At 74.2% G+C, this 21,214-nt stretch carries 27 protein-coding genes; 9 read left to right on the top strand and 18 right to left on the bottom strand.

The features are described 5' to 3' along the window. The 12 genes from JWQ92_RS05075 to JWQ92_RS05020 all read right to left on the bottom strand — a co-directional run bounded on the left by JWQ92_RS05075 (window position 1) and on the right by JWQ92_RS05020 (window position 8,780). A complete protein-coding gene (locus JWQ92_RS05075; RefSeq protein WP_297343378.1) occupies window positions 1-351 on the bottom strand; it encodes a PRC-barrel domain-containing protein in 351 nt (116 codons plus the stop codon). Window positions 352-407: 56 nt separating this feature from the next. Further along, complete coding sequence (locus tag JWQ92_RS05070) at window positions 408-899, bottom strand: hypothetical protein (RefSeq protein WP_297343377.1); 492 nt, start codon at window positions 897-899, stop codon at window positions 408-410. Next, window positions 896-1,462, bottom strand: a complete 567-nt coding sequence (locus tag JWQ92_RS05065) for an RNA polymerase sigma factor (RefSeq protein WP_297343376.1) — start codon at window positions 1,460-1,462, stop codon at window positions 896-898. The genes JWQ92_RS05070 and JWQ92_RS05065 overlap by 4 nt, the downstream gene beginning before the upstream one ends. 23 nt (window positions 1,463-1,485) lie before the next feature. Then, window positions 1,486-2,343, bottom strand: a complete 858-nt coding sequence (locus JWQ92_RS05060) for a DUF4349 domain-containing protein (protein WP_297343375.1) — start codon at window positions 2,341-2,343, stop codon at window positions 1,486-1,488. A 159-nt stretch (window positions 2,344-2,502) separates the two neighbouring features. After that, window positions 2,503-3,480 carry an endonuclease/exonuclease/phosphatase family protein gene (locus JWQ92_RS05055; RefSeq protein WP_297343374.1) on the bottom strand — a complete coding sequence of 326 codons (978 nt, stop codon included), beginning with the start codon at window positions 3,478-3,480 and terminating at the stop codon, window positions 2,503-2,505. Beyond that, window positions 3,477-4,028, bottom strand: a complete 552-nt coding sequence (locus JWQ92_RS05050; protein ID WP_297343373.1) for a GrpB family protein — start codon at window positions 4,026-4,028, stop codon at window positions 3,477-3,479. The genes JWQ92_RS05055 and JWQ92_RS05050 overlap by 4 nt, the downstream gene beginning before the upstream one ends. After that, the gene (locus JWQ92_RS05045; RefSeq protein ID WP_297343372.1) at window positions 4,025-4,621 is read right to left on the bottom strand and encodes an acetyltransferase; all 597 of its coding nucleotides are present in this window, start codon (window positions 4,619-4,621) and stop codon (window positions 4,025-4,027) included. The genes JWQ92_RS05050 and JWQ92_RS05045 overlap by 4 nt, the downstream gene beginning before the upstream one ends. Then, entirely contained in the window at window positions 4,618-5,268 is a 651-nt protein-coding gene (locus JWQ92_RS05040; protein ID WP_297343371.1) for a DUF1345 domain-containing protein, read from the bottom strand. The genes JWQ92_RS05045 and JWQ92_RS05040 overlap by 4 nt, the downstream gene beginning before the upstream one ends. A 58-nt stretch (window positions 5,269-5,326) precedes the next feature. Then, entirely contained in the window at window positions 5,327-5,482 is a 156-nt protein-coding gene (locus tag JWQ92_RS05035) for a hypothetical protein (RefSeq protein WP_297343370.1), read from the bottom strand. 323 nt (window positions 5,483-5,805) lie between these two features. Continuing rightward, window positions 5,806-6,903: a hypothetical protein gene (locus tag JWQ92_RS05030; protein WP_297343369.1), complete on the bottom strand. Its 1,098-nt coding sequence runs from the start codon at window positions 6,901-6,903 to the stop codon at window positions 5,806-5,808. Between the two features lie 14 nt (window positions 6,904-6,917). Next, the gene (locus JWQ92_RS05025) at window positions 6,918-7,790 is read right to left on the bottom strand and encodes an alpha/beta hydrolase (RefSeq protein WP_297343368.1); all 873 of its coding nucleotides are present in this window, start codon (window positions 7,788-7,790) and stop codon (window positions 6,918-6,920) included. Window positions 7,791-7,940: 150 nt separating this feature from the next. Beyond that, window positions 7,941-8,780 carry a glucose 1-dehydrogenase gene (locus tag JWQ92_RS05020; protein ID WP_297343367.1) on the bottom strand — a complete coding sequence of 280 codons (840 nt, stop codon included), beginning with the start codon at window positions 8,778-8,780 and terminating at the stop codon, window positions 7,941-7,943. 209 nt (window positions 8,781-8,989) lie between these two features. On the opposite strand from JWQ92_RS05020, the gene JWQ92_RS05015 reads away from it, so the two are divergent. The 3 genes from JWQ92_RS05015 to JWQ92_RS05005 all read left to right on the top strand — a co-directional run bounded on the left by JWQ92_RS05015 (window position 8,990) and on the right by JWQ92_RS05005 (window position 12,102). Further along, window positions 8,990-9,376 (top strand): VOC family protein, encoded by a 387-nt coding sequence (locus JWQ92_RS05015; protein WP_297343366.1) that lies wholly within the window; start codon window positions 8,990-8,992, stop codon window positions 9,374-9,376. Between the two features lie 363 nt (window positions 9,377-9,739). Further along, window positions 9,740-11,257, top strand: coding sequence for a methyltransferase (locus JWQ92_RS05010; protein ID WP_297343365.1), 1,518 nt, complete (start codon window positions 9,740-9,742; stop codon window positions 11,255-11,257). A gap of 341 nt (window positions 11,258-11,598) precedes the next feature. Next, window positions 11,599-12,102: a hypothetical protein gene (locus JWQ92_RS05005; protein ID WP_297343364.1), complete on the top strand. Its 504-nt coding sequence runs from the start codon at window positions 11,599-11,601 to the stop codon at window positions 12,100-12,102. 4 nt (window positions 12,103-12,106) lie between these two features. Here the strand turns inward: JWQ92_RS05005 and JWQ92_RS05000 are convergent, their stop codons facing one another. Both JWQ92_RS05000 and JWQ92_RS04995 read right to left on the bottom strand, forming a co-directional pair. Beyond that, complete coding sequence (locus JWQ92_RS05000; RefSeq protein WP_297343363.1) at window positions 12,107-12,592, bottom strand: FBP domain-containing protein; 486 nt, start codon at window positions 12,590-12,592, stop codon at window positions 12,107-12,109. A gap of 72 nt (window positions 12,593-12,664) precedes the next feature. After that, entirely contained in the window at window positions 12,665-12,940 is a 276-nt protein-coding gene (locus JWQ92_RS04995; protein WP_297343362.1) for a GNAT family N-acetyltransferase, read from the bottom strand. A 119-nt stretch (window positions 12,941-13,059) separates the two neighbouring features. Here JWQ92_RS04995 and JWQ92_RS04990 point away from each other — a divergent pair, with 119 nt between their 5' ends. The 3 genes from JWQ92_RS04990 (at window position 13,060) to JWQ92_RS04980 (ending at window position 16,537) form a co-directional block, all read left to right on the top strand. Next, window positions 13,060-14,502, top strand: coding sequence for an NAD(P)/FAD-dependent oxidoreductase (locus tag JWQ92_RS04990; RefSeq protein WP_297343361.1), 1,443 nt, complete (start codon window positions 13,060-13,062; stop codon window positions 14,500-14,502). Window positions 14,503-14,594: 92 nt separating this feature from the next. Continuing rightward, window positions 14,595-16,076: a cytosine permease gene (locus JWQ92_RS04985; protein ID WP_297343360.1), complete on the top strand. Its 1,482-nt coding sequence runs from the start codon at window positions 14,595-14,597 to the stop codon at window positions 16,074-16,076. Further along, the gene (locus JWQ92_RS04980) at window positions 16,073-16,537 is read left to right on the top strand and encodes a nucleoside deaminase (protein WP_297343359.1); all 465 of its coding nucleotides are present in this window, start codon (window positions 16,073-16,075) and stop codon (window positions 16,535-16,537) included. Before JWQ92_RS04985 ends, JWQ92_RS04980 begins: the two co-directional genes overlap by 4 nt. 4 nt (window positions 16,538-16,541) lie before the next feature. On the opposite strand, the gene JWQ92_RS04975 is transcribed toward JWQ92_RS04980, so the two are convergent. The 3 genes from JWQ92_RS04975 to JWQ92_RS04965 form a co-directional block, all read right to left on the bottom strand. After that, the gene (locus JWQ92_RS04975; RefSeq protein WP_297343358.1) at window positions 16,542-16,913 is read right to left on the bottom strand and encodes a glyoxalase superfamily protein; all 372 of its coding nucleotides are present in this window, start codon (window positions 16,911-16,913) and stop codon (window positions 16,542-16,544) included. 65 nt (window positions 16,914-16,978) lie between these two features. Continuing rightward, window positions 16,979-17,704 carry a DUF72 domain-containing protein gene (locus JWQ92_RS04970; protein ID WP_297343357.1) on the bottom strand — a complete coding sequence of 242 codons (726 nt, stop codon included), beginning with the start codon at window positions 17,702-17,704 and terminating at the stop codon, window positions 16,979-16,981. Next, window positions 17,701-18,510 (bottom strand): NAD(P)-dependent oxidoreductase, encoded by an 810-nt coding sequence (locus JWQ92_RS04965; protein WP_297343356.1) that lies wholly within the window; start codon window positions 18,508-18,510, stop codon window positions 17,701-17,703. The genes JWQ92_RS04970 and JWQ92_RS04965 overlap by 4 nt, the downstream gene beginning before the upstream one ends. A 113-nt stretch (window positions 18,511-18,623) precedes the next feature. On the opposite strand from JWQ92_RS04965, the gene JWQ92_RS04960 reads away from it, so the two are divergent. Beyond that, window positions 18,624-19,460: a DUF3097 domain-containing protein gene (locus JWQ92_RS04960; RefSeq protein ID WP_297343355.1), complete on the top strand. Its 837-nt coding sequence runs from the start codon at window positions 18,624-18,626 to the stop codon at window positions 19,458-19,460. Window positions 19,461-19,567: 107 nt separating this feature from the next. On the opposite strand, the gene JWQ92_RS04955 is transcribed toward JWQ92_RS04960, so the two are convergent. Further along, window positions 19,568-20,068, bottom strand: a complete 501-nt coding sequence (locus JWQ92_RS04955) for a metallophosphoesterase (protein WP_297343354.1) — start codon at window positions 20,066-20,068, stop codon at window positions 19,568-19,570. A 52-nt stretch (window positions 20,069-20,120) separates the two neighbouring features. On the opposite strand from JWQ92_RS04955, the gene JWQ92_RS04950 reads away from it, so the two are divergent. Further along, window positions 20,121-20,792, top strand: a complete 672-nt coding sequence (locus tag JWQ92_RS04950; protein WP_297343353.1) for an HAD family hydrolase — start codon at window positions 20,121-20,123, stop codon at window positions 20,790-20,792. 42 nt (window positions 20,793-20,834) lie between these two features. Continuing rightward, a complete protein-coding gene (locus tag JWQ92_RS04945; protein WP_297343352.1) occupies window positions 20,835-21,059 on the top strand; it encodes a DUF3072 domain-containing protein in 225 nt (74 codons plus the stop codon). Window positions 21,060-21,214 lie beyond the last annotated feature (155 nt).

Raw genomic sequence — 21,214 nt, 5'->3', positions numbered from 1 at the left:
TCAGCGGCGACCGAGGCGCCGCTCGCCGGACGAGTCGTAGGGCAGGCCGTAGTGCGCGAACACCGCGGCCTCCTGATCGCGCGTCAGCTCCCCGTCCACACCGAGGGAGGGCGAGTCGCGGACCATCTTCTTGTCGACCTGCACCTTCACGTAGCCGGGGCCGACCACCGCGCCGTGGAGCGGCGCGAACACGAGATGCTTGCCGACGAGACCCACCTGGACCGCTGCGAACGTCGCCTCGTCCGCGCCCGTGTCGTAGTAGATCGACTCCATCGATCCGATCTTGTCGCCCTTCGAGTCGACGACGTCCTTGCCCGCCCAGAGGCGGATGTTCTCGGCGGGGAAGCTCATGAGCGCACTCTCCGGGATGCGGCTGACCGTCCGCTGGGCGGCTGTTCGGCGCGCGGTCAGCGTGCCCTGAGTCCGTTCCGGATGCAGAGGGTGGCGGGATGACCGTCGGCGGGGAAGACCTCCCAGCCGTCGTTCGCGTTCCGGCAGACGATCGGGGACCGCAGCTCCGTCGTCGACGGCGACCCCGACGCGGGCGAGCCGGATGCGGATGGCGCAGCCGGTTCGGCGCACGCGGCGACGATCGATGCGCTCGTCGGGTGGCCCGGCAGCGGCACCTTCGTCGCCGGGGACCGGGCCGCGCTCGTGCTGTGGCAGAGCACCACGGCGGCCGCCGACGCGGCGCTCCGATCGCCGGCGCCCGAGCCCGCCGATCCGCCCGAGAGGGAGGTGCCGGCGGGATGCACGAGGGCGATCGCGCCCACCACCAGCGCCGCCGCCGAGGCGCCCGAGATCAGCCGCGCACGGACAGCGGCCCGCCGGCGGATGCGGGTCAGGACGCGCTGCTCGAGCGCGGCGAGCTGCCGGTCGGTGGGGATGCCGCCGCTCATCGGGCCCCCCGTCCGTCGGCGAGCTCGCGGCGCAGCCGGCCGCGGGTGCGCGAGAGCCGGTTCCGGACGGCCGCCTCCGTGAGCCCGGCGCGCCGGGCCGCCTCCGCGTAGGAGAGGTCCTCGACCAGGCACAGCCGGGCGATCAGCGCGTCCAGCGGGTCGAGCCGGTCGAACGCCCGAGCCACGAAGTCGTCGAACGCCGGATCGGGGGGAGCGGCCGCCACGGCGAGCGCGTCGTTCCCCGTCTCGTGCCTGCCGCGGCGCTGCATCGCCCGCCGCCGGTTGGCGGCGAGATGCTTCACCGCGACGAGCAGCCACGGGAGCGCGGACTCGCCCACGAAGCGCAGCCGGGCGCGCTTGGTCCAGAGCAGCACGAACGCGTCCTGCACGAGCTCCTCCGCATCCGCGACGCTGCCGACCTGCCGATAGGCGACCGCGTAGACCACGCCGCTGTGCCGCTGCATGACCTGCCGGAAGGCCCCCTCGGCGGCGGATCCCGACGCCGCGAGCAGCACCCGATCGGACGGCGCCGCCGCCGTCGACCGGTTCGACTCGACCGCCACGCCGCCTCCGATCGCGACCGCGTTCATGCCCCCGGTGCGGCCGAGGCCCGAGCCCGGCGTCGGACGAGCCGGAGGACCCACCATCCCACGGCGGCGAGCGCGCCGAGGGTGAGGACCCACGGGAGCAGCACCCCGAGGAGCACGGCGATCGCGCCGGCGGTGCGGAGGAGCGCGGTGACCCCGGCCACGAGGCCGCTGATGAAGGTGGACGGGCTGCCGGGGTGGGCGATCGCGGGCGACTCGAGCGTGATGGCGAGGGTCGCGTACGAGACCTGGTCGGTGAGGTCCTTCTGCTGGGCCAGCAGCTCTTCGAGGTCGGTCTGTCGCGTGGTCAGCGACGACTCGATCTCGACCAGGGCGGCGGTGTCGGAGGCGCGTGCCAGCAGCGTCTGCAGGCGGGTGATCGACGTGCGGAGGTTCGCGATCCGGACCGCGTAGTCGGTGACCTGCGAGGTGACGTCGGAGGCGTGGATGCTGACGCTCCGCACCGACTTCGCGCGGTGCTCGATCGCGGTCAGGGTGCTGTCGAACACGCTGGACGGGATGCGGACCGTGAGGTCCGCGGAAGCGGGACGCGTCGGATGCTCGTCACGCGCCTGGATGCGGCCGCCGCTCCCGGCCACGACGGTCGCGACGGAGTCGGCCGTGGCGACCGGGTCCGTGGCGATCAGATCGAGGGTGCCGGTCGTGACGACCGCTCGACTGTCGGTCGTGGCCGACTTGGCCCCGCTCGCGCTCGCGCTCACCCCACCGCGCGAGGTCGTGGCGGCCGACCCGCCGGACCCGCCCGAAGCGGTGCATCCGGCGAGCGCGCCGACGGTCAGGGCGGACAGCAGCGCGACGGCGGCGCGGCGGGATCGGCGGGCTGGGAAGGTGCTCACACCCTGACGTGTGCGCGCCGCCCCCGATCCTCTCCGCCGTTACCGGATCGCAACGAACGGTTCAGCAGACGCGGATCCGTCCCAGCTCGGCGACGAGGTCGGCTCGCGAGGCGCCGGTCGTCCATCCGTGCTGGATGGCAGGAGCGCCTGCGATCCGGGTCAGCGTGGGGCCAGCACGGCGAGGATCGGTCGGTGGCGGGCGCCGGACGCGTCCTCGGACGTCAGCACCGAGAAGCGGTCGACGGTCCAGGCGCGGCCGACCAGCACGTGGTCGATCGGCATCGCGAGCACGGGCGGCAGCGCGGTCGGCCAGGTCCCGAGGGACGCGGCGCCGCGCTCCGCCGCCGCGTCCCGGCAGGTGCCGAGACCCGGACCACCGAAGTCGTCGATCGTCCCGTTGAAGTCGCCCACCACGATCGTGCGCGGATCGCGGCACGCCAGCGCCGCTCGCGCCGCCTCCGCCTGCCACAGGGTGTTGCCGCCCGCCGCCGGGATCGCGGCGTGGAGGGCGACGACGACCGGCAGCCGCGGATCCGACGGCCGGACCGTGACCCAGCTGTCGGAGGCCGCCGGCCAGGCCGCGTCGCTCCGGTAGCGTCCCGCCGCGGTCCTGACGAGCACGACCGTCTGCCGGCGCCCGCCGCCGATCGGCGGTGCCGCCGTCACCGGCAGGCCGGCGGAGCGGAACGCGGGGAGGTAGGCGGCGCCGTGCTCCTCGGGCGCGATCTGCGGGAGCACGACGACGTCGGCGCGCTCCCGGGCGGCGAGGCGGGCGACCGTGGACGGAGGCACGAGGTCGCCGTTGATGTTCCAGGAGAGGATCCGCACCGTCCCGGCGCGGGGTGGACCCGCGGACTCGGCCGTCCAGCCGCGTGCCGCCGCCGGCACCAGGCCGACGACCCCGGCCGCGAGGAGCGCCACTGCGACCGGGAGGGCCGCCGGGCGCGGTCGCCGTCGGATCGCGACCAGGAGCAGCAGGACCACGGCCACGAGCAGCGCCGCGGTCTCCGCGTCGCGCGGCGCGACGAGCGCGGCCACCACGGGAAGGCGGCCGAGCCCGACGAGGCCGGCGGTCTGCAGCGCGAGGCCGCCGAGGAGCACGCCGCCGCCGAGCAGCAGGCCGGTGCGCAGGCTCACCTCTCGGCGCCCGGCCCGGCCGCGGCCAGGATGAACGCGGCCTTGCCGTCGGTGTAGCGCTCGCGGTCGTCCGGGAACCGGGCGGCGAGGGCGGCCTTCAGGGCCGCGTACTCGCCGCGCAGCCCCGGCTCGGCGCGGAGCCGGTCGCGGAACGCGAGATGGAGGGACAGCTCGTCGGAGTTCTCGAGCACGAGGTGGAGGTGCGCATGCCGCGCCTCGTCGACGACGTGGACCAGGAAGCGGCGCGACGGACGCGCATCCAGCTCCAGCGGCACGAGCACCCAGCCCGACGGCGCCAGGGCCGCCGCGACCGCCGGCGCGTCGTCGAACGTCGACATCGCCGCCATCAGGTCGAGCACGGGTTTCGCTGCCAGGTGCGGCACGGACGTCGACCCGATGTGGTGCACAGGTCCTGCGAGCCGCGCACCGAGCTCGTGCTCGACCGAGGAGGCGAGGCCGCGAGCCTCGTCCCGCCACCGGGGGTCCGCCGGCACCAGGCGCACCCGCTCGACCGCCCAGGCGGGTACGGCCTCGTCCGGCACGGTCACGCTCCGTCCGCGGGGGGCGCGAGGCTCAGCCAGCGCTCCTCGACGGTGTAGCCGACCGCCCGGTTCATCGCGAGGCTGCCGGCGTTGATCGCGGCGCCGCCCGTGCCGAACGTACGCACCCCCTCGGCGGCGAGAACGAGCACCGACGCGGCCTTCACGCCTGCCGCGAGGCCCTGTCGCCGGGCGTCGCGGGTGACCGCGGTGACGTCCGTCTCCGCCGACTCGCCCTCGGCGCGCACGATCGTCACGGCGAGAAGCCGGCCCTGGAGCACCGCGCCGAAGGCCCGGAACCCGGCGCGCAGCAGTGCGGCCGTCGCCGCCGCGTCCCGCAGGTGGTGCGGCGTGGCGGGAGTCACGGGGAAGTCCGCGTGGGTGTCGGCCTCGAGCGTCGCGATCGCCGCGGCCTCGGTGACGTGCAGCTCCCGGATCTCGGCGGTCCGGCGGGCGCGCTCGACCAGCCGTTCGAAGCGTGCGAGGTCGGGCGGCTCGTCGAGTCGCAGGCGCGCGCCCCACGACTCGCCGACGACGCGCCAGCCGCCGGTCAGCAGCGTCGGGGCCCGGGCATCGTCTGCGCGCAGCACCGTCGCCGTCATTGGATGAGCCCGGACACGAGGTTGATCGTCGTGGCGAGCACGACCGCGCCGGTGACGTAGGACAGCAGCGCGTGGCGGAGCACGACGCCGCGCATCCGGCGGGAACGGATGGCGGTGTCCGAGACCTGGAACGCCATCCCGACCGTGAAGGCGAGGTAGAGGAAGTCGCCGTAGGTCGGGGACTGCCGCTGGTTGAAGTCGATGCCGCCGCGCTCCTCGTAGTAGAGCGCCGCGTAGCGGAGCGCGAACAGCGTGTGCGTGAGCAGCCACGACAGGGCGACGGTGCCGAGCGCGAGCGCGATCGTCCCGATGCGCGCGGCCCCGGACGTGTCGCCGGCGGCCAGCAACAGCAGACCGACGGCGCCGAGGCTCGCGACGAGCGCGACCGTCAGCAGCACGTGCGACGCCGTGCGGCTGCCGTCCTCGCGGGTGGCGTGCGCGGCGGTCTCGTCGGGCGGGATGCGGCCCACCGTCACGCCGACCACGAGCAGGAACGTGCCGGCGGCGGCCGCCCACCCGACGTCGGGGGCGACCATCCATCGGCCCGTCAGACCGACGCCGACGCCCGCGACGATCCCGACCACCGCCATGACGACGAGTCGGAGCCCGGCGTTGAACCGGTGCCGGTCGTACGTGTTGCCCGTCATCCCCACACGCAACCACGCCTGCGCCCTCCGGACGGCGCGGGGATGGCGTGTCGGCCGGCTACTGCTTCCGCCGCACGAAGAACACGATCGCCGCGATCACGACCACGACGACCAGGACCGCGATGATCACGAGCGCCGTGCTGGCGACGGTGCTCGAGGCCGGAACCTGCAGCACGCCGAGGGTGGTGAGGATCGGAGGGGTCGCGAGCGGCATCCCCCGATGCGAGGAACGGAGCCCGGACGTCGGCCGAGCGGATGCTGACGGGCCGCCCGCGCCCCGGCGCCTGCCCGCGAGCCCGCCGGCCCAGCGCACCGCGAACCGGCCCCGATCGTCGGGGTCCATCGACACGAGCGCGAGGTGCCGCAGGGTCGCCTCGCCGGGCGGCGGGAGTCCGCCGGTCCGGGTGACGTGGGGGGCCGAACGGCAGCACGACGACGACCCGGGGCACACCTCACCGTACGGTGCACCCTGCGTCGCCGCGGCCGGGCCGGATGCGTGCGGAGGCGCCGGAGCGCCGCCACCACGACTGGGAGCGGTCAGTACCCGCGGCAGGAGACGTCGTAGTCGAACGCCCCCGAGACGAACTGGGTGAGGGTGATCGAGCCGCCGGTGAACGGCGTGACGCCGCAGTTCGACTGCGCGCCCTTCAGGCTGGACGCCCCTGCGCCCCACTCGGGCAGGCCGACGAGCGGGCTGCGCTCGCCGTCGGGCAGGTTCGGTACAGCGCTGCCGGTGCCCCCGGTGATCGTGCGGTACTGGGCGGTGCTCGAGTAGACGCCGATCCTGGCGACGCCGTCGGCGGCCACGCCGACGCGGCCGAGGTACGTGGCGGCGCCGGCGAGCGACGCGGCGTTCGCGGAGGTCGGGCCGGCCCAGGTGTTGCTCGTCTCGACGTCCAGCCACCAGCGGAGACCGCCGCTGTATGCCGGTCCGAGCGTCTCCTTCGCGTACTCGACGGCCTGCTCCGCGCGGACATACCCGTAGACGTATGCGCAGGCGGCTCCGTGGGGATCCACGCTCGGTGAGCATCCGGGAGCCGCTCCGCCCGGATAGGTGATCGGCTCGGCCGGCAGGGCGTTCCTGGGTCCGGCGGCGCTCGTGTCGATCGCGGGCCGGTCGGCGTCCGACGCGGGCCACCAGCTGCTCTGCGAGCCGGGGTTGGCCGTGTTCACGTACAGCGACGCCGTGCCCTGCGGGGTGCTCCCGGCCGTCTTGGACGCCCAGGTGAACTGCGGGAGGAGGCACGGGTTGAAGTCCCTGGCCGTCCCGCCGTTGACGCCGACCACCCCGAAGAGCTGGTTCGAGGGCGGGGTCGACGAGCACTGGGGGTACGAGACGTCGGATCCGGTCGTCGGCGCGACGGCCTTGGCCGGGGCCGGGCTGCTCGAGGGCTTGGCCGACCGCGAGACCGCGGTGCTCGTCCTGGCCGCCGATGCGTGCCGCGTGGTCGTCGCCGCCACCCGCGGTGCCGTCGTCGCCGCCACGGCACGAGGTGCGATCAGCGCGCCGATGTGCACGCCGCCGCTGCGGGTGTCGGTGGCGGGGACGCTCGCGAAGGCCGCCTGCGGCACGGCGACTAGCGCGCCGGTCGCCACGGCGGCTGCGATCAGCGCACGGACGACGGGGCGAGGCATCCGCCCAGTGTGCGTCATGAGCGGGCGTTCGGGGCCGATTCCGCCACCGCGCGTCGCACCTCGACCGCCGTCCGATGCGCCTCGAAGAACGACAGCACCTGCGCCGGGTGGAAGTTCGACAGGCTGCCGTGCTCGCCCGTGGTCCGCACGTAGGTCACGGGTGCGCCGGCCTTCCGCCCCTCCGCGGCGCAGACGGCGGCGTTGCGGGCGGCGGAGACGACCGTGTCCTTCGGCGACGCCCAGATGGTGAGGGGCACGGCCGGGACGGCGACAGGGGAGACGAGGCGCCGGTCGCCCGTCCGCCAGGCCTTCGCGATCGCGGCCGCGAAGTGCGGCTTGTGCTCCATCGTGCGGAGGTCGCACACCGGGTACCAGGCGGTGACCGCGCGCACGTCCGGCAGCCGGGAGGCGAGCTGCATCGTGGCGAGTCCGCCCATGGACTCCGCCATCAGGAACACGTCCCGCACGCCGTGGTCGCGCACGGTCGTGTCGATCAGGTGCTCGTAGTCGTCGACGCTCGCGGCGTCGCCCCATGCCCGGCCGCCCGCATCGGCCGCGAGCACCAGGTAGCCGTGCTCGACGAGCTCCTTCGCCACGATGAAGTCGCGGCGGGTGCTGAGGATCGAGTCCCGCGTCTGTCCGCTGCCGTGCACGAAGACGGCGAGCGTGCCGATCGGATGGGCCGGCACGATCAGCACCGACGCGGTCGCCCGGTCGTCGATCACCTTCGCGGTGCCGTAGTCCTGCGCGTACGTGTTCACCGCGGCCGCGGCCGCGACCCGGACCGGCACGACGACGGAGCACGCGGAGAGGCCGAGGGCCGTCGCGGCGAGCGCCGCGAGCGCGCCGAGCAGACGCGGTCGGCCGGAGCGGCGCGGGGTGGGCACCGGGACATCATGGACGACGCCGAGGCGCTCCGCGAGCGATCGGCGCGGATGCGGCCGTCCGTCGGCCGAGCCTGGGACCCCGCTCAGGCTCCGCTGCCGTCGGTGAGAGGAACGCCTGGACAGGCGCCGATCACAGACTGTGTCCAGGAATCAGAGGATGGGCTTGCCGCCGGTGACCGCGATCCGAGCACCGGACACGTAGCTCGCCTCGTCGGAGGCGAGCAGCACGTACACGGGGGCGACCTCCGCCGGCTCGCCCGGGCGACCGAAGGGGACCTGCTGCCCGAACTGCTCCACCTGCTCCGGCGGCATCGTCGAAGGGATGAGCGGAGTCCAGATGGGGCCGGGCGCCACGCTGTTGACCCGGATGCCGCGCTCGGCGAGCAGCTGGGCGAGGGCCGCGGCGAAGTTCGCCACCCCGGCCTTCGTCACGTCGTACGGCGCGAGGGTCGGCACGGGGGTGTCGGAGTTGACCGAGGTCGTGCCGATGATCGAGCCGCCCGGACCCATGTGGGGGAGGGCGGCCTTCGTGAGGTGGAAGAACGCGGAGAGGTTGATCGCGATGGTGCGGTCCCACTCCTCGTCGGGCACGTCCTCGAGCCGTTCGTGCGTGGCCTGGAACGCGGCGTTGTTGACGAGGACGTCGATGGACCCGAACTCCTCGGCCGCCTTCGCGATCACGGCCCGGCAGTGGGCGGGATCGGCGAGGTCGCCGGGGACGAGCACGGCCCTGCGGCCGGCCTTCTCGACCCAGGAGGCGGTGTTCTTCGCGTCCTCGTGCTCGTCGAGGGAGGAGATCAGCACGTCCGCGCCCTCCCGCGCGAAGGCGATCGCGACGGCACGGCCGATGCCGCTGTCGCCGCCGGTGATGACCGCCGTCTTGCCGGCCAGCCGCCCGCTTCCTCGGTAGGACTCCTCGCCGTGGTCGGGCTTGCGGCCCATGGCCGCGGTGGTGCCAGGCGGGTCCTGCTGCTCCTTCGGCATCGACATCGTCGTGCTCCTCCCGTTCCGGCAACGAAGGTGGCACGGGCGTCCGCGCGGCGGAACGGGGCCGGACCGGACTCCCAGGGCCTCTTGGGTGGACCCCCCGGAACGGCCGCGAGCCTGCGAGGTCGCCGAGGGCGGCCTCTTCCGCGCGTCGCACCGCGGGTCTATGGTCGCGCCGCGGACGGAGCCCCTCCGTCGCGGACGGAGCGCACATGTTCGAGCAGGCCACGACCTTCGGCGGGATCTCCGTCGACGACCTCGACGCCGCGCGGGCGTTCTACGGCGAGACGCTCGGGCTGCGCATCCACGAGGGCATGGGCGGCATCAACGTCGAGCTCCCCGGCGACGCGCACCTCTGGGTGTACCCGAAGTCCGACCACCGGCCGGCCGCCTTCACGGTCCTGAACTTCTCGGTGCCCGACATCGACGCCGCCGTCGATGCGCTCACCGCGGCGGGCGTGACCATGACGGTGTACGAGGGCTTCTGGCAGGACGAACGGGGTGTCGCCCGCGGCCGCTCCGTGGGCCGCGGACCGGACATCGCCTGGTTCGCCGACCCGGCGGGCAACATCCTCGCGGTGCTGCAGGAGGGCGACTGACGACCCACGACACGCCGGGCTCCTGGTCGACCGGGGGCCCGTCCCCCGGGTTCTGAGGGCACCCGCTGACGCCCTTCCCAGGCGTCCGCACGGGGCCGGATCGAATCGTTACCGAAACCCCCCGGAACGGGGTGCACGACATGGATCCCGAGGCTTTCGAGCCCCGGATAGTGTCCTTCCAGACGCGGCGGAGGCAGCTCCTCTCTTCACTCTTCATCCGCAGCGTCCTCGACCGTGACCGGGACCCACCCGTCACGGCGCCGCGGGATGCGTGGCGCGCCGTGAGACCGTGCGCCGCGCATCCCGCCGACCTCGTCCGCCGCGCCGATGGCTCGTCCGCCCGCGGGCGGCGAGGATGGGAGCGTGCAGCACGCGCCGGATCCGCAGCTGCTCGGCGCGCTGCGGGAGGACCTGGACACGGCCGGCTTCACCGTCGACGGGCTCGAAACGGCCTGGGGCGCGGTCGCCGCGGCGGCGCTCGGTCGCGACGACCCCGTGCCCGCGCTCGGGGAGCTCGACCGGCGGCCCGTCACCGCGGTGCGCCTGCTCGGACGGCTGTTCGTGCTCGGCGGTGCGATCCCGGTCGGATCCGCGGCGGTCGCGTTCCCGCGGCTCGGGCTCGACGGCGCGGTGGCGCTCAGGCTGGTCGTGGTCGTCGGCGACGAGGTGCGGCCGGCCGTCGACCTGCGGCCGTCGGCGATCGCGGACGAGCACGGGGTCGGATCCTGGTGGATCCTCTCCGACCTCGGGGAGCTGGCGCTCGGCGGGGAGCTGCCGCCGGAGCACGTGCTCGGTGCCGGGTCGGCGTCGTCGACGCTCGCCGGCATCACGGTGCCCACCGACGGCGGGAGCGTGCTCGACCTCGGCACCGGCAGCGGCATCCAGGCCCTGCATGCGGCGCGCACGGCCGCGCACGTCGTCGCCACGGACGTGTCTGCGCCCGCCCTGCGCTTCGCGGCGCTGAACGCGGCGCTGAACGGCGTCGACCTCGACCTGCGGGAGGGCGACCTCTACGCGCCGGTGACCGGGGAGCGGTTCGACCGGATCGTCTCGAACCCGCCGTTCGTCATCACGCCCCGCGGCGCGTCCGAGGTGCCGGCGTACACCTACCGGGACGGCGGCCGCGTCGGCGACGGTCTGGTGGCCGCCGTGGTGCGCGGCGCGCGCGACCATCTCGCGCCCGGCGGGATCGCCCAGCTGCTCGGCAACTGGGAGGTGCGCGAGCACGATGCCGCCGCCGCCCGCGAGCGCGTGCTCGAGTGGGTGGGTCCCCTCGACGCCTGGGTGGTGGAGCGCGACCTCCTCGATCCCGCCGAGTACGCGGAGACCTGGGTCCGCGACGGGGGCGCGCAGCCGGGCTCGCCCCGCTGGCGGTCCCTCGTGCGGGCGTGGCTCGACGACTTCGCCGACCGGGGGGTCACGGGCATCGGCGCCGGCTACCTCCTCCTGCGCGCGCCCGGGCCCGGCACGGCGCCCCTGCGGCGCTTCGAGCATCTCGACACCGCGCTGCGCGGCGGGCTCGCCCGGGCGCTCGCCGCAGGGCTCGCCGCGCACGACTGGCAGGCCGTCCGCAGGGACGACGCCCTCGCCGACTCCCGCCTCACGGTCGCGCCCGATGTGACCGAGCACCGGCACCACTGGCCGGGGGAGGCGGACCCGACGGTGCTCGAGCTGCGCCAGGGGAGTGGCTTCGCCCGCGTCCGCCGCGTCGACACCGTGCTCGCTGCGGTCGTCGGCGCCTGCGACGGCGAGCTGACCGTGCGGGAGCTCGTCCGGGCGGTCGCCCGCATCCTGCAGGTCGACGGCGACGCGACCCTCGCGCGGGTGCTCCCGGCGGTGCGGGAGCTGCTCGTCGAGGGCTTCCTGCGCCCACCCTCCTGACTCGCCGCGGCCCGGGAGCAGGGGGACGTCCCGGCTGCAGGCCCGACACGCCGGCATCCGCCCTCCGCCCGGGACGGACGCCCCCACCCGGCACGCGGGAGGGCCGGGGCGGTCACCGACGGAGTACCGGGCGCCCGCCGCGGACGGAGACCCGGCGTGTCATCCTCCGCCGTCGACGAGGTCCTCCGTCCGCGACGAGCGACCCACATCCCTGCCCCCTCCCTGCGCGACGAGCGAGTGCCCGGGGCAGGGCACCGCCGCGCGGACGCTCCGGCACCCACGACGCGCAGCCCCATGGCGCCCGCCGCCCGGCGGGAGTACACCTGGACCGAGGAGGCGGGATGCGGAAGGCGGTCCTTCGGACGGTGATGGGGGAGCACCTCGCGGTGCTGCGCGGTCGCGAGGCCGAGCTCGAGCGGATCCTCGCGGGCGACTCGCGCCTCTTCGCCGGCGACGCGGGGCCGAACCGGTTCCGGGAGGACCTCGACGGCGTCCGACTGGTGATCCGTGGCTTCGAGGAGCTGCTGCCGCGCGCATGGCACCTCGAACCGGGCGCCGCGCCGCGCCGCGACGTGAACCGGGTCACCGAGGCGAAGGCCCTCGTGCGGGCGCGGGCCACCGCAGCGGTGATCGCGCTGACGCTGCAGCAGCCCGATCGCGAGCACCGGGACGACGACGCCGACCGGCTGCGGGTCGCGACGGCCCTGTTCCGCTACCTGCGTGACCAGCTGGACGCGATCGCGGGCTCGGGATCCGAGGTCGACGAGGACCGCAGGGCTGCGATCTACAAGATCGCGGCGATCGCGGGCACCCCGGGCTTCTCCGGCGGCGGCGTCGGCTTCTGAGGCGTCAGGCCGCGCCGAGCACGCTGCCGGTGAACGCCTCGAGGCGCTTCTCCAGGCCTTCGATGCGCCGCTGCACGATCTCCTCCGGCGGGATGTGCATCGGGGCGGGCGGCGGCGCGATCCGGATGATCGCCGAGCACCCGAGGTCCGCGCAGATGTAGGTGCCGACCGTGTCGCCGTTGCGGCCGGCGTCCCCGGACCGGGGCGCGGCGAAGAGCGCGACCTGGCCGCCGGGCTGCGGCATGTGGCAGAGCGAGCACATCGCGCTGATCCCGGAGCGGATCCGCCGGTCGGCGCTGCGCAGCAGCATGGACACGGGCCGGTCGCCCTGCCACACCGTGAGGTAGGCGCGCTGTGGGGCGCGGGCGTCGTGCCAGCCGAGGTACTCGCGCTCGTCCCAGACGACCTCGTGCAGGCCGGGCATGGGCACGCGGGCCGCGTCGCCCTTGGACACGTTCACGAACGACGCGCGGATCTGGGCTTCGGTCAACGGCTGCATGATGTCGATCGCCGCATCCGGCGGCCGAACCAGTCTACGGCGGGTGCCCGGCACCCCTGCGCGTCAGCGGCGGGCGTAGTCCGGGTGCTCGGCGAGGAAGTTGCGCACCATCGAGCACTGCCCGATGGGCTTCAGACCCGCCGTGCGCGTGTCGTCGAGCGCCGCCCGCACCATCTGGGTGCCGAAGCCCTGGTGCTCGTAGGCGGGGTTGATCTCGCTGTGGGTGAAGATCCGGCCGTCGGCCGTGTCGCGGTAGACCGCCTCGCCGATCACCTCGCCGTCGAGCGAAGCGAGGTAGCGGGAGTGCACCTCGTCGTGCACGGTGACGATGTCGGCCATGCGCGCCATCCTGCCGGTCGGCGGGTGCCCGGGCAATCCGGGGCGTCCCGGGTTGTGCCGGCAGGCCCGGCCGGGGAGGATCGGGGGATGCCTCGCCGACCCGGCTCCGGCGCCCGGCCGTGACGGCGATCGACGCGCTCGTCGTGGGTGCGGGTCCGAACGGGCTCGCCGCGGCCGTCGTGCTCGCGCGAGCGGGCCTCGCCGTGACGGTGCTCGAACGGGGGACCACGATCGGCGGCGGTGCGCGCACCGCCGAGGTCACCCTGCCGGGCTTCCGGCACGACCTCGGGTCGGCGGTGCATCCGATGGCCGTCGCCTCGCCCTTCTTCCGGCGGTTCCGCCTCGCCGACCGCGTGCCGTTCCTCACGCCGGAGCTCTCGTACGCGCATCCGCTGGAGGACGGGCGGGCTGCGCTGGCCTGGCGCGACCTGCGGCGCACCGCGTCCGGCCTCGGCGCCGACGGTCCCGCATGGAGCCGGCTGCTCGGCCCGCTCGTCGCTCGCGCCGCGCAGGTCGCCCGGTTCACCGGCGGTCCCGTGCTCCGCGTGCCGGCGGATCCGATCACGGCCCTGCGGTTCGGGCTCGCCGTCCTGGACCAGGGTCTGCCCGGCTGGAACCGGCGGTGGCGCGACCTCGAGGCGGCCGCGCTGCTCACCGGCGTGATGGCGCACACCATCCGCCCGATGCCCGCGATCGGCCCCGCGGCGGCCGGGCTCGCCCTCGCCGTCGCCGGCCACGCCGGCGGCTGGCCGATCCCGGTCGGCGGCAGCCAGGCCATCGTCGACGCGCTCGCCGCCGACCTCGTCGCGCACGGGGGCCGGATCGAGACGGGCCGCGACGTGCGCGGGCCGGCCGACCTGCCGTCGGCGGCCGCCGTGCTGTTCGACACGAGCGTCCCGGCGCTGCTCGCGATCGCCGGCGACCGCGTGCCGGCACCCCGCCGGGCGCTGCTCGCCCGGTTCCGCTTCGGCGACGGCGTGGGCAAGGTGGATTACGCGCTCGACGGCCCGGTGCCGTGGGCGAACGAGGAGTCCCGCCGGGCCGTGACCCTGCACCTCGGCGGGACGCGCCCGGAGATCGCGGCGGCGGAACGTGCCGTCGCCCGGGGCCGCGTCCCCGAGCGCCCCTACGTGCTCGTCTCGCAGCCGACGGTGCTCGACCCCACCCGCGCGCCCGCGGGCAGGCACGTGCTGTGGGCGTACACGCATCTGCCGAACGGATCCGGGATCGATCCGACCGAGCTGATCACCTCCCGCGTCGAGCACTACGCGCCGGGGTTCCGTGACCTGGTGCTCGCCTCGAACGCGAACAGCGCCGCGGACATGGAGCGCTACGACCCGAACTACGGCGGTGGCGACATCGCGGCCGGCGCCGTCGACGTGCGGCAGCTCGTCGCGCGGCCGCTCCCGTCCGCGGATCCGTGGCGGATCGCGAAGGGCGTCTACCTCTGCTCGGCCGCCGCCGCGCCGGGTCCGGGGGTGCACGGCCAGCCGGGCTATCTCGCGGCGCGGAGCGTGCTGCGGCACGAGTTCGGCGTCCGCACGCCGCCCGTCCTGCACTGATCGCGCGGGCGGACGTTTCGGTCCTGTTACCGGCCCCTCGCGGTTCGATCACGACGGGGCCCGACGTCGTTCCGTCCTTCTAGGCTTCCCCCGTGACGACGCTGAGCTCACCGCCCGCCGAGAAGAGGTCCATCGTCGAGGCCGGAGGGATCGAGGCGATCCCGCTCGACCGCCGCCACGGCTCGCCGTGGCAGCTCCTGGCCACCTGGACCGCCCCGAACCTCGAGTTCGCCACGGTCTACGTGGGGATCATCGCCGTCGCGTTCTTCGGCCTCGGGTTCTGGCCGGCCATGGGCGCCCTCGTGCTCGGCAACCTCCTCGGGAGCGTCACGCAGGGCATCCTGTCGAGCTGGGGACCCCGCGACGGCGTGGCGCAGATGGTGCTCGGCCGCACCGCGTTCGGCACCCGCGGCAACATCCTGCCGGCCGCGCTGAACACCGTGATGGCGGGGCTCGGCTGGTTCGCGACCAACTCCGTGAGCGGCGCGTTCGCGCTCACCAGCCTCACCTCCATCCCGATCTGGCTCAGCCTGCTGATCATCGTGATCGTGCAGGTGGCGGTCGCGTTCATCGGCCACGACCTCGTGCAGGGGTTCGAGCGGTACGCGTCGATCGTGCTGGGCGTGATCTTCCTGCTCGCGACGGTCTTCGCCATCGCGTCGGGCCACCTCGCCGGTGGCGCGCACGGGGGACCCGGCGGGATGACCGCCGGCTTCGGGGGCTTCACGGTCGCGGTCGCCGCCGCGTTCGGCTACGCCGCCGGCTGGAACCCGTACGCGACGGACTACGCCCGTTACCTGCCGGCTCGCACGTCGCCGGTGAAGACGGGTGTCGCGGCGTTCCTCGGCGACTTCGTCTCCTGCACGGTGCTGATGGCGGCGGGCGCCGCGGCGGCCACCGTCGTGGACTTCGGCGCCGGCACACCCACCGACCTCTTCGCCTCGACAGCGGTCATGCCGCTGATCATCGGGAAGCTGACCCTGCTCGCGATCTGCGTCGGCGCCATCGCGGCCAACGCGCTGAACATCTACTCGGGGGCGATGAGCTTCCTCGCCGCCGGCGTCCGCATCCCGTTCACGCTGCGCCGCGCGATCGTCGCGGTCGGGTTCGGCGTGGTCGGCTTCTTCATCGCGCTCGCGGCCAGCGCCGACCCGAAGGGCACGTACGAGAACTTCCTGCTCGTCATCGCCTACTGGATCGCCCCCTGGCTCGGCGTGGTGCTCGCGGACCGCTACATGCGCCGCGGGACCCGCATCGCGGCGTTCCTCGCCGACGACGCCCGCTACGCGAACTGGCCCGGCTTCATCGCGCTGATCGTCGGCATCGTGGTCTCGATCTGGCTGTTCTCGAATCAGACCCTGTACACCGGACTGCTCGTCGGGCCCACCGAGACGATCAGCCACGGCTTCGTGGCCGACTACGGGCTCGGCGACCTCACGCCGCTCGTCGGCTTCGTGCTCGCCGCGGTCATCTACGTCGCCCTCTTCCCGGTCTTCAAGCCGCGGCTCGGCGGTGCGCTGCCGAAGGACGGCTTCGAGGTGCCCGCGCACACCGATGCGGCGGAGACGGCGTGACGGACGAGCGGCGCTACCTCACGGACGACGAGAAGCTGGCCGTCGCGGCCGAGCAGGCCCGGATCGGCGCTCGTGAGGGCGGCATCCCGATCGGCGCGGCGCTGTTCGACCACGAGGGACGGCTGCTCGGTGCGGGCCACAACCGCCGCGTGCAGCAGGGCGACGCGTCCGTGCACGGTGAGACCGACGCCTTCCGCAACGCCGGCCGGCAGCGCTCCTACCGCCGGACGACGATGGCGACCACCCTGTCGCCGTGCTGGTACTGCTCGGGACTCGTCCGCCAGTTCGGCATCGGCCGCGTCGTCGTCGGTGAGGACGTGAACTTCCACGGCGGCCAGGAGTGGCTCGCGGAGCACGGCACCGATGTGGTCGTGCTGAACGACCCGGACCTGATCGCCATGATGGCGGACTACATCCGGGTCAACCCCGAGGTCTGGAACGAGGACATCGGCGAGGACTGAGCGGTCAGCGCCGGGCCGGCAGCTGCTGCAGCGTCCAGTGGTTGCCGTCCGGGTCGTCGAACGTCACGAACCGGCCCCACGCCTGCTCGTCGACCTCCGAGACCTGCACACGGGCCTCGAGGAGCTCCGCGCGCGCCGCGTCCGCGTCGTCGACGACCATCATCACCGCGCTGAGCGAGCCCGGCTGCATGGTGGACAGCCCACGCCCGAAGGCGATCGAGCACGCCGACCCCGGTGGCGTGACCTGCAGGAACCGGATCTCCTCGGAGACCGTCTGGTCGTGGTCGAGCGTGAAGCCGAGCCGGTCGACGTAGAACTCCTTCGCCACGTCCGGATCCGACACCGGCACCGTCACCACCTCGATGCGTGCGCGCATCACACGGTCCCTCCCGGCGCTTCGTCGCACCTCGCTGCGCATCCTGCCGCGCCGGTCCGACACGCTCAACGGAGCAGGTCGGTCAACCGCCACGCGTTGCGGACCGCATGCCCCTCCCCGTCGTTGTTGAAGTAGGCGAACACCTCGTGGCCGGCCTGCTCCCACTCGCGGATCCGGTCCGCCCACCACCGCAGGTCGTCCTCCGAGTAGGAGCCGGCGTACAGGGACTCCGCGCTCGGGCCGTGGAACCGCACGTAGACGCGCGGTGCCGTCGCGCGGAGGATGCACGGCAGCTTCGCGCCGCTCATCACGCAGTAGGCCGCGCCGTGCCGCTCGAGGATCGCGAACACCTCCTCGGTGTGCCAGGACGGGTGCCGGAACTCCACGGCGGTGCTGATCCAGTCGGGCAGGTGGCCGAGGAAGTAGTCGAGCCGCGCGTCGTCGCGCACGTGCTTCGGATGCAGCTGCACGAGCAGCACCGCCCGCACCGGTCCGAGCTCGTGCCAACCGGCGGCGATCCGTTCGATCCACTGCTCCGGCTCGAGCAGGCGCTTCGCATGGGTGAGGCCCCGCGGCGCCTTCACCGAGAGCTGGAAGCCCTTCGGCAGTCGCCGCCGCCAGCTCGCGAACGTGGCCGGGGGCGGCCAGCGGTAGAAGCTCGCGTTCAGCTCGACGGTCGGGAAGTGCGCCGTGTAGACGTCGAGCCGCTGCCGTGGCGGCAGCTGGGGCTCGTAGAGCACGCCGCTCCAGTGGTCGTAGCTCCAGCCGGACGTGCCGACGTGGTGCGTCACCAGGGCTCGCCGAGGGGCCGGGCCGGGTCGGCGACCTCCCCGCCGAGGGGCTCCGCGCCCAGGGGCGGGATCGCCGAGCCACTCGGCAGGCCGAGGTCCCGCGCGACCTCGTCGGCGTACCGCTCGGCATCGTCCTGCGGCCGGTAGCCGAGTTCGAGGCCGGCGTCGAGCGACACCGGCCGCCGCGTGTTCGCCGAGACGCCCCACACGATCGAGTGGCCGGCCGGTGCGTCGAGTGACGCGACGACGAGGCGGGCGAGATCGGCGGGGGAGACCCAGGTCGAGAGCGCCCGCGGCGTGCGCGGCCGCTCGTCGAAGGTGAGGATGCGCGCGGAGACGATCCGCATCCCGTAGTGGTCCGCGTACAGGCTCGCGAGCGCCTCGCCCGCCGCCTTCGCGAACCCGTACAGGCTGTCGGGCCGCGGGTACGGCACGCGGTCCCCGACGCCGTCCGCGGGGGTGTAGCCGACGGCATGCCCGGAGCTCGCCAGGAGCGTCACGGGCACGGCAGCCGCGTGCGCGGCCTCGAGCGCGACGTGCACCGACTCGAGGTTGGTGTCGATCATCCGCCGCCACTCGCGGTCGTTCGGGAAGCTCGCGAGGTGCAGCAGCAGGTCGACACCGTCGGCCGCCTGCCGCATCACGGCCTCGTCGGTGACGGATCCGAGCACGACCTCGTCGTCCGAAGCGGCCGCCTGCGGCTGCGCCAGGTCGAGCAGCCGGAGCGCGAACCCGTGGTCGCGCAGCAGCGGCGTGAGCGCCGTGCCCATGCGGCCGGCGGCACCGGTGATGAGGATCCGGATCATCGTGCGCCTCCCCACCCGACGCTAGCGGGGCCCGGTGAGCGGTTACCGGGCGGTCCGGGGACGCGCGGCGGAGGATCCCGGCGCTCCGCGATGCGCCGCATACCGTCGACCGGGTGAGCTGGGATCGATACGGCACGGACGTGCTCTCCGACGGCGGGTGGAAGAAGAAGGCGCCGCCGCCCAAGGTCGTCGAGGCGGTGCGCGACCTCGTCGTGGAGGAGGTCGCGAGCGGCTTCGTCGGCGCGGTCGTGGGCGTCGAGGCCCGCATGGTGAAGCTCGAGGACCGCCGCGGCAAGGTGCGCGTCTTCCCGATCGGGCCCGGCTTCCTGATCGACGGGGAGGCCGTCGCGTTGCGCGTGCCCAAGGTGCAGCCGGCCTCGTCCCGGCCGCTGCGCAGCGCATCCGGCTCGTACGCGGTGACGGATGCGAAGGCGCGCGTCGCCCGCGGCAGCCGCATCTTCGTCGAGGGCCGCCACGACGCGGACCTCATCGAGAAGGTGTGGGGCCACGACCTGCGGATCGAGGGCGTCGCCGTCGAGTACCTCGAGGGCGTCGACCATCTCGACGCGGTGCTGAAGGCGTTCAAACCGGACCCGGAGCGCCGGGTCGGCGTGCTCGTCGACCACCTCGTCGCGCGGAGCAAGGAGAGCCGGATCGCCGAGGCGGTCGCGAAGCCGTGGGGCGACACGGTGCTGATCGTCGGGCACCCCTACATCGACATCTGGCAGGCCGTGAAGCCCGAACGGCTGGGCCTGAAGGCGTGGCCGGTCATCCCGCGCGGGATCGAGTGGAAGCATGGCATCTGCCAGGCGCTGAAGTGGCCGCACGAGGACCAGGCCGACATCGCCGCCGCGTGGAAGCGGATCCTCGGCCGCGTCGACCACTACGGGCACCTCGAGCCGGCGCTGCTCGCGAAGGTGGAGCAGCTGATCGACTTCGTCACCGCCTGACCCGGATCGCGCCGTTCCGGAGTTCTCGGGCGACACGCCGAGCCCGGGGCCGCCGAGGCGGCGCGTCGCGCGGTTTCTCCGGATCCGCGCGATCGTGGATCCCCGGATCAGGCCGGGAGGCGGTGGAGCGTCCAGTCGACGCGGCCGGCGTCGAGCTCGAGCACCCCGTAGGTGCGGCGCGGCTGCCGGCGCCGGTCGGTGGGGGAGCCGGGGTTGAGCAGCCGGAGGCCGTCCGGCGTCGTCGAATCCCACGGGATGTGGCTGTGGCCGAAGACGAGTAGGTCGAGGTCCGGGAAGCGGGCGTCCATCCGCAGCTCCCTCCCGGTCGCGGCCCCCGTCTCGTGCACCACCGCGAGGCGGACGCCCTCGATCTCGCGCCGGGCGACCTCGGGGAGCCGTCGATGCAGCCCCGGGCCGTCGTTGTTGCCGGCGCAGCCGAGCAGGAACGGCGCGCGCGCCTCGAGCAGGTCGAGCGTCGCCTCGTCCACCCAGTCGCCCGCGTGCACGACCCCGTCGCAGGCCTCGAGCTCGGCGAGCACCTCCGGCGGCAACGCCTTCGCCCGCATCGGCAGGTGCGTGTCGGCGACGACGAGCAGGCGGACGGGCATCTCCCCATCCTCGTCCGGGGTCCCGTGCAGGCGCCTCTGCTTCGATGCGCGCATGCCCGATCCCCGCTACGCCGCCGTCCTCTTCGACATCGACGGCACCCTCGTCGACTCCAACTACCTGCACGTCGACGCGTGGGCTCGCGCGCTCGAGGAGGTGGGACATCCGGTGCCGGCCTGGCGGATCCATCGGGCCATCGGCATGGACTCGGCGAAGCTCATGGAGATCCTGCTCGGCGACGACCTCGAGCGGCTCGGCGACGAGGCGAAGGAGCGGCACTCGACGCACTACCGGCGGGACGCCGAGCGGCTGCGCTCCTTCGACCGGGCGCAGGAGCTCCTGCGGGAGCTCGCCGGGCGCGGCATGAAGGTGGTGCTCGCGACCTCCGCGCCGCAGGAGGAGTTCGAGGTGCTGCAGAAGGTGCTGCAGGTCGACGACGCGATCGCGGAGTACACGACCTCCGAGGACGTCTCGACGGCCAAGCCCGCGCCGGATGTGGTGCAGATGGCGCTGAAGAAGGCCGGGGTCGGGCCGGATCAGGCGCTCATGGTGGGGGACGCGGCCTGGGACATGCAGGCCGCGAAGAAGGCCGGCGTCGCCTCGATCGGCGTGCGCACGGGCGGCATCGGGCCGGGCGAGCTCGAGGACGCGGGGGCCGTCGCCGTCTACGACGATGTCGCGCAGCTGCTCTCGGAGCTCGATGCGAGTCCGCTGTACCGCGGCTGATCGCTCGGCGCGCGTTCATCCGGCGTCCGTACTCTCGAACGTATGAGCGAGAACGAGACGGAGATGCTCGGCGGCCCGCAGGGATCGAGCACCGAGAAGGACCCGAGCGAGTGGGTGACGGGGGACGAGCCGGCCACCGGCGCGCAGAAGAGCTACCTCGACACCCTGGCGCGTGAGGCGGGTGAGCAGATCCCGGCCGACATCACCAAGGCCGAGGCGTCCGAGCACATCGAGCGGTTGCAGGAGAAGACGGGCCGAGGCCAGTAGCCCGCCGAACGGCGCGGGTCCCGGCGGAGGCGTCCGTCCCGCGTGTAGGCCGACACGCCGGGCGGAGGCCTACGCCGGGGACATCGGCCTACGCCCGGCCCGGCCGGCCATGGCTGACGGAGGATCCGGTCGCTCGCGGAGGACGGATGCGGCCT

The organism is Amnibacterium sp. (assembly GCF_025463795.1).
Classification (GTDB): Bacteria; Actinomycetota; Actinomycetes; order Actinomycetales; family Microbacteriaceae; genus Amnibacterium.
The sequence above is the reverse complement of the archived record's forward strand: the minus strand, read 5'-3'. Positions and strand labels throughout refer to the sequence as shown.

Bases quoted from the DNA above. Each gene is read 5' to 3' on its own strand.
- JWQ92_RS05005 (WP_297343364.1), top strand. From the start codon at position 11,599: ATGCGGAAGGCGGTCCTTCGGACGGTGATGGGGGAGCACCTCGCGGTG.
- JWQ92_RS05035 (WP_297343370.1), bottom strand. From the start codon at position 5,482: ATGCCGCTCGCGACCCCTCCGATCCTCACCACCCTCGGCGTGCTGCAG.
- JWQ92_RS05015 (WP_297343366.1), top strand. From the start codon at position 8,990: ATGTTCGAGCAGGCCACGACCTTCGGCGGGATCTCCGTCGACGACCTC.
- JWQ92_RS05040 (WP_297343371.1), bottom strand. From the start codon at position 5,268: ATGACGGGCAACACGTACGACCGGCACCGGTTCAACGCCGGGCTCCGA.
- JWQ92_RS04950 (WP_297343353.1), top strand. From the start codon at position 20,121: ATGCCCGATCCCCGCTACGCCGCCGTCCTCTTCGACATCGACGGCACC.
- JWQ92_RS04945 (WP_297343352.1), top strand. From the start codon at position 20,835: ATGAGCGAGAACGAGACGGAGATGCTCGGCGGCCCGCAGGGATCGAGC.
- JWQ92_RS04955 (WP_297343354.1), bottom strand. From the start codon at position 20,068: ATGCCCGTCCGCCTGCTCGTCGTCGCCGACACGCACCTGCCGATGCGG.
- JWQ92_RS05030 (WP_297343369.1), bottom strand. From the start codon at position 6,903: ATGCCTCGCCCCGTCGTCCGTGCGCTGATCGCAGCCGCCGTGGCGACC.
- JWQ92_RS05045 (WP_297343372.1), bottom strand. From the start codon at position 4,621: ATGACGGCGACGGTGCTGCGCGCAGACGATGCCCGGGCCCCGACGCTG.
- JWQ92_RS04995 (WP_297343362.1), bottom strand. From the start codon at position 12,940: ATGGCCGACATCGTCACCGTGCACGACGAGGTGCACTCCCGCTACCTC.
- JWQ92_RS05020 (WP_297343367.1), bottom strand. From the start codon at position 8,780: ATGTCGATGCCGAAGGAGCAGCAGGACCCGCCTGGCACCACCGCGGCC.
- JWQ92_RS05070 (WP_297343377.1), bottom strand. From the start codon at position 899: ATGAGCGGCGGCATCCCCACCGACCGGCAGCTCGCCGCGCTCGAGCAG.
- JWQ92_RS04965 (WP_297343356.1), bottom strand. From the start codon at position 18,510: ATGATCCGGATCCTCATCACCGGTGCCGCCGGCCGCATGGGCACGGCG.
- JWQ92_RS05075 (WP_297343378.1), bottom strand. From the start codon at position 351: ATGAGCTTCCCCGCCGAGAACATCCGCCTCTGGGCGGGCAAGGACGTC.
- JWQ92_RS04975 (WP_297343358.1), bottom strand. From the start codon at position 16,913: ATGCGCGCACGCATCGAGGTGGTGACGGTGCCGGTGTCGGATCCGGAC.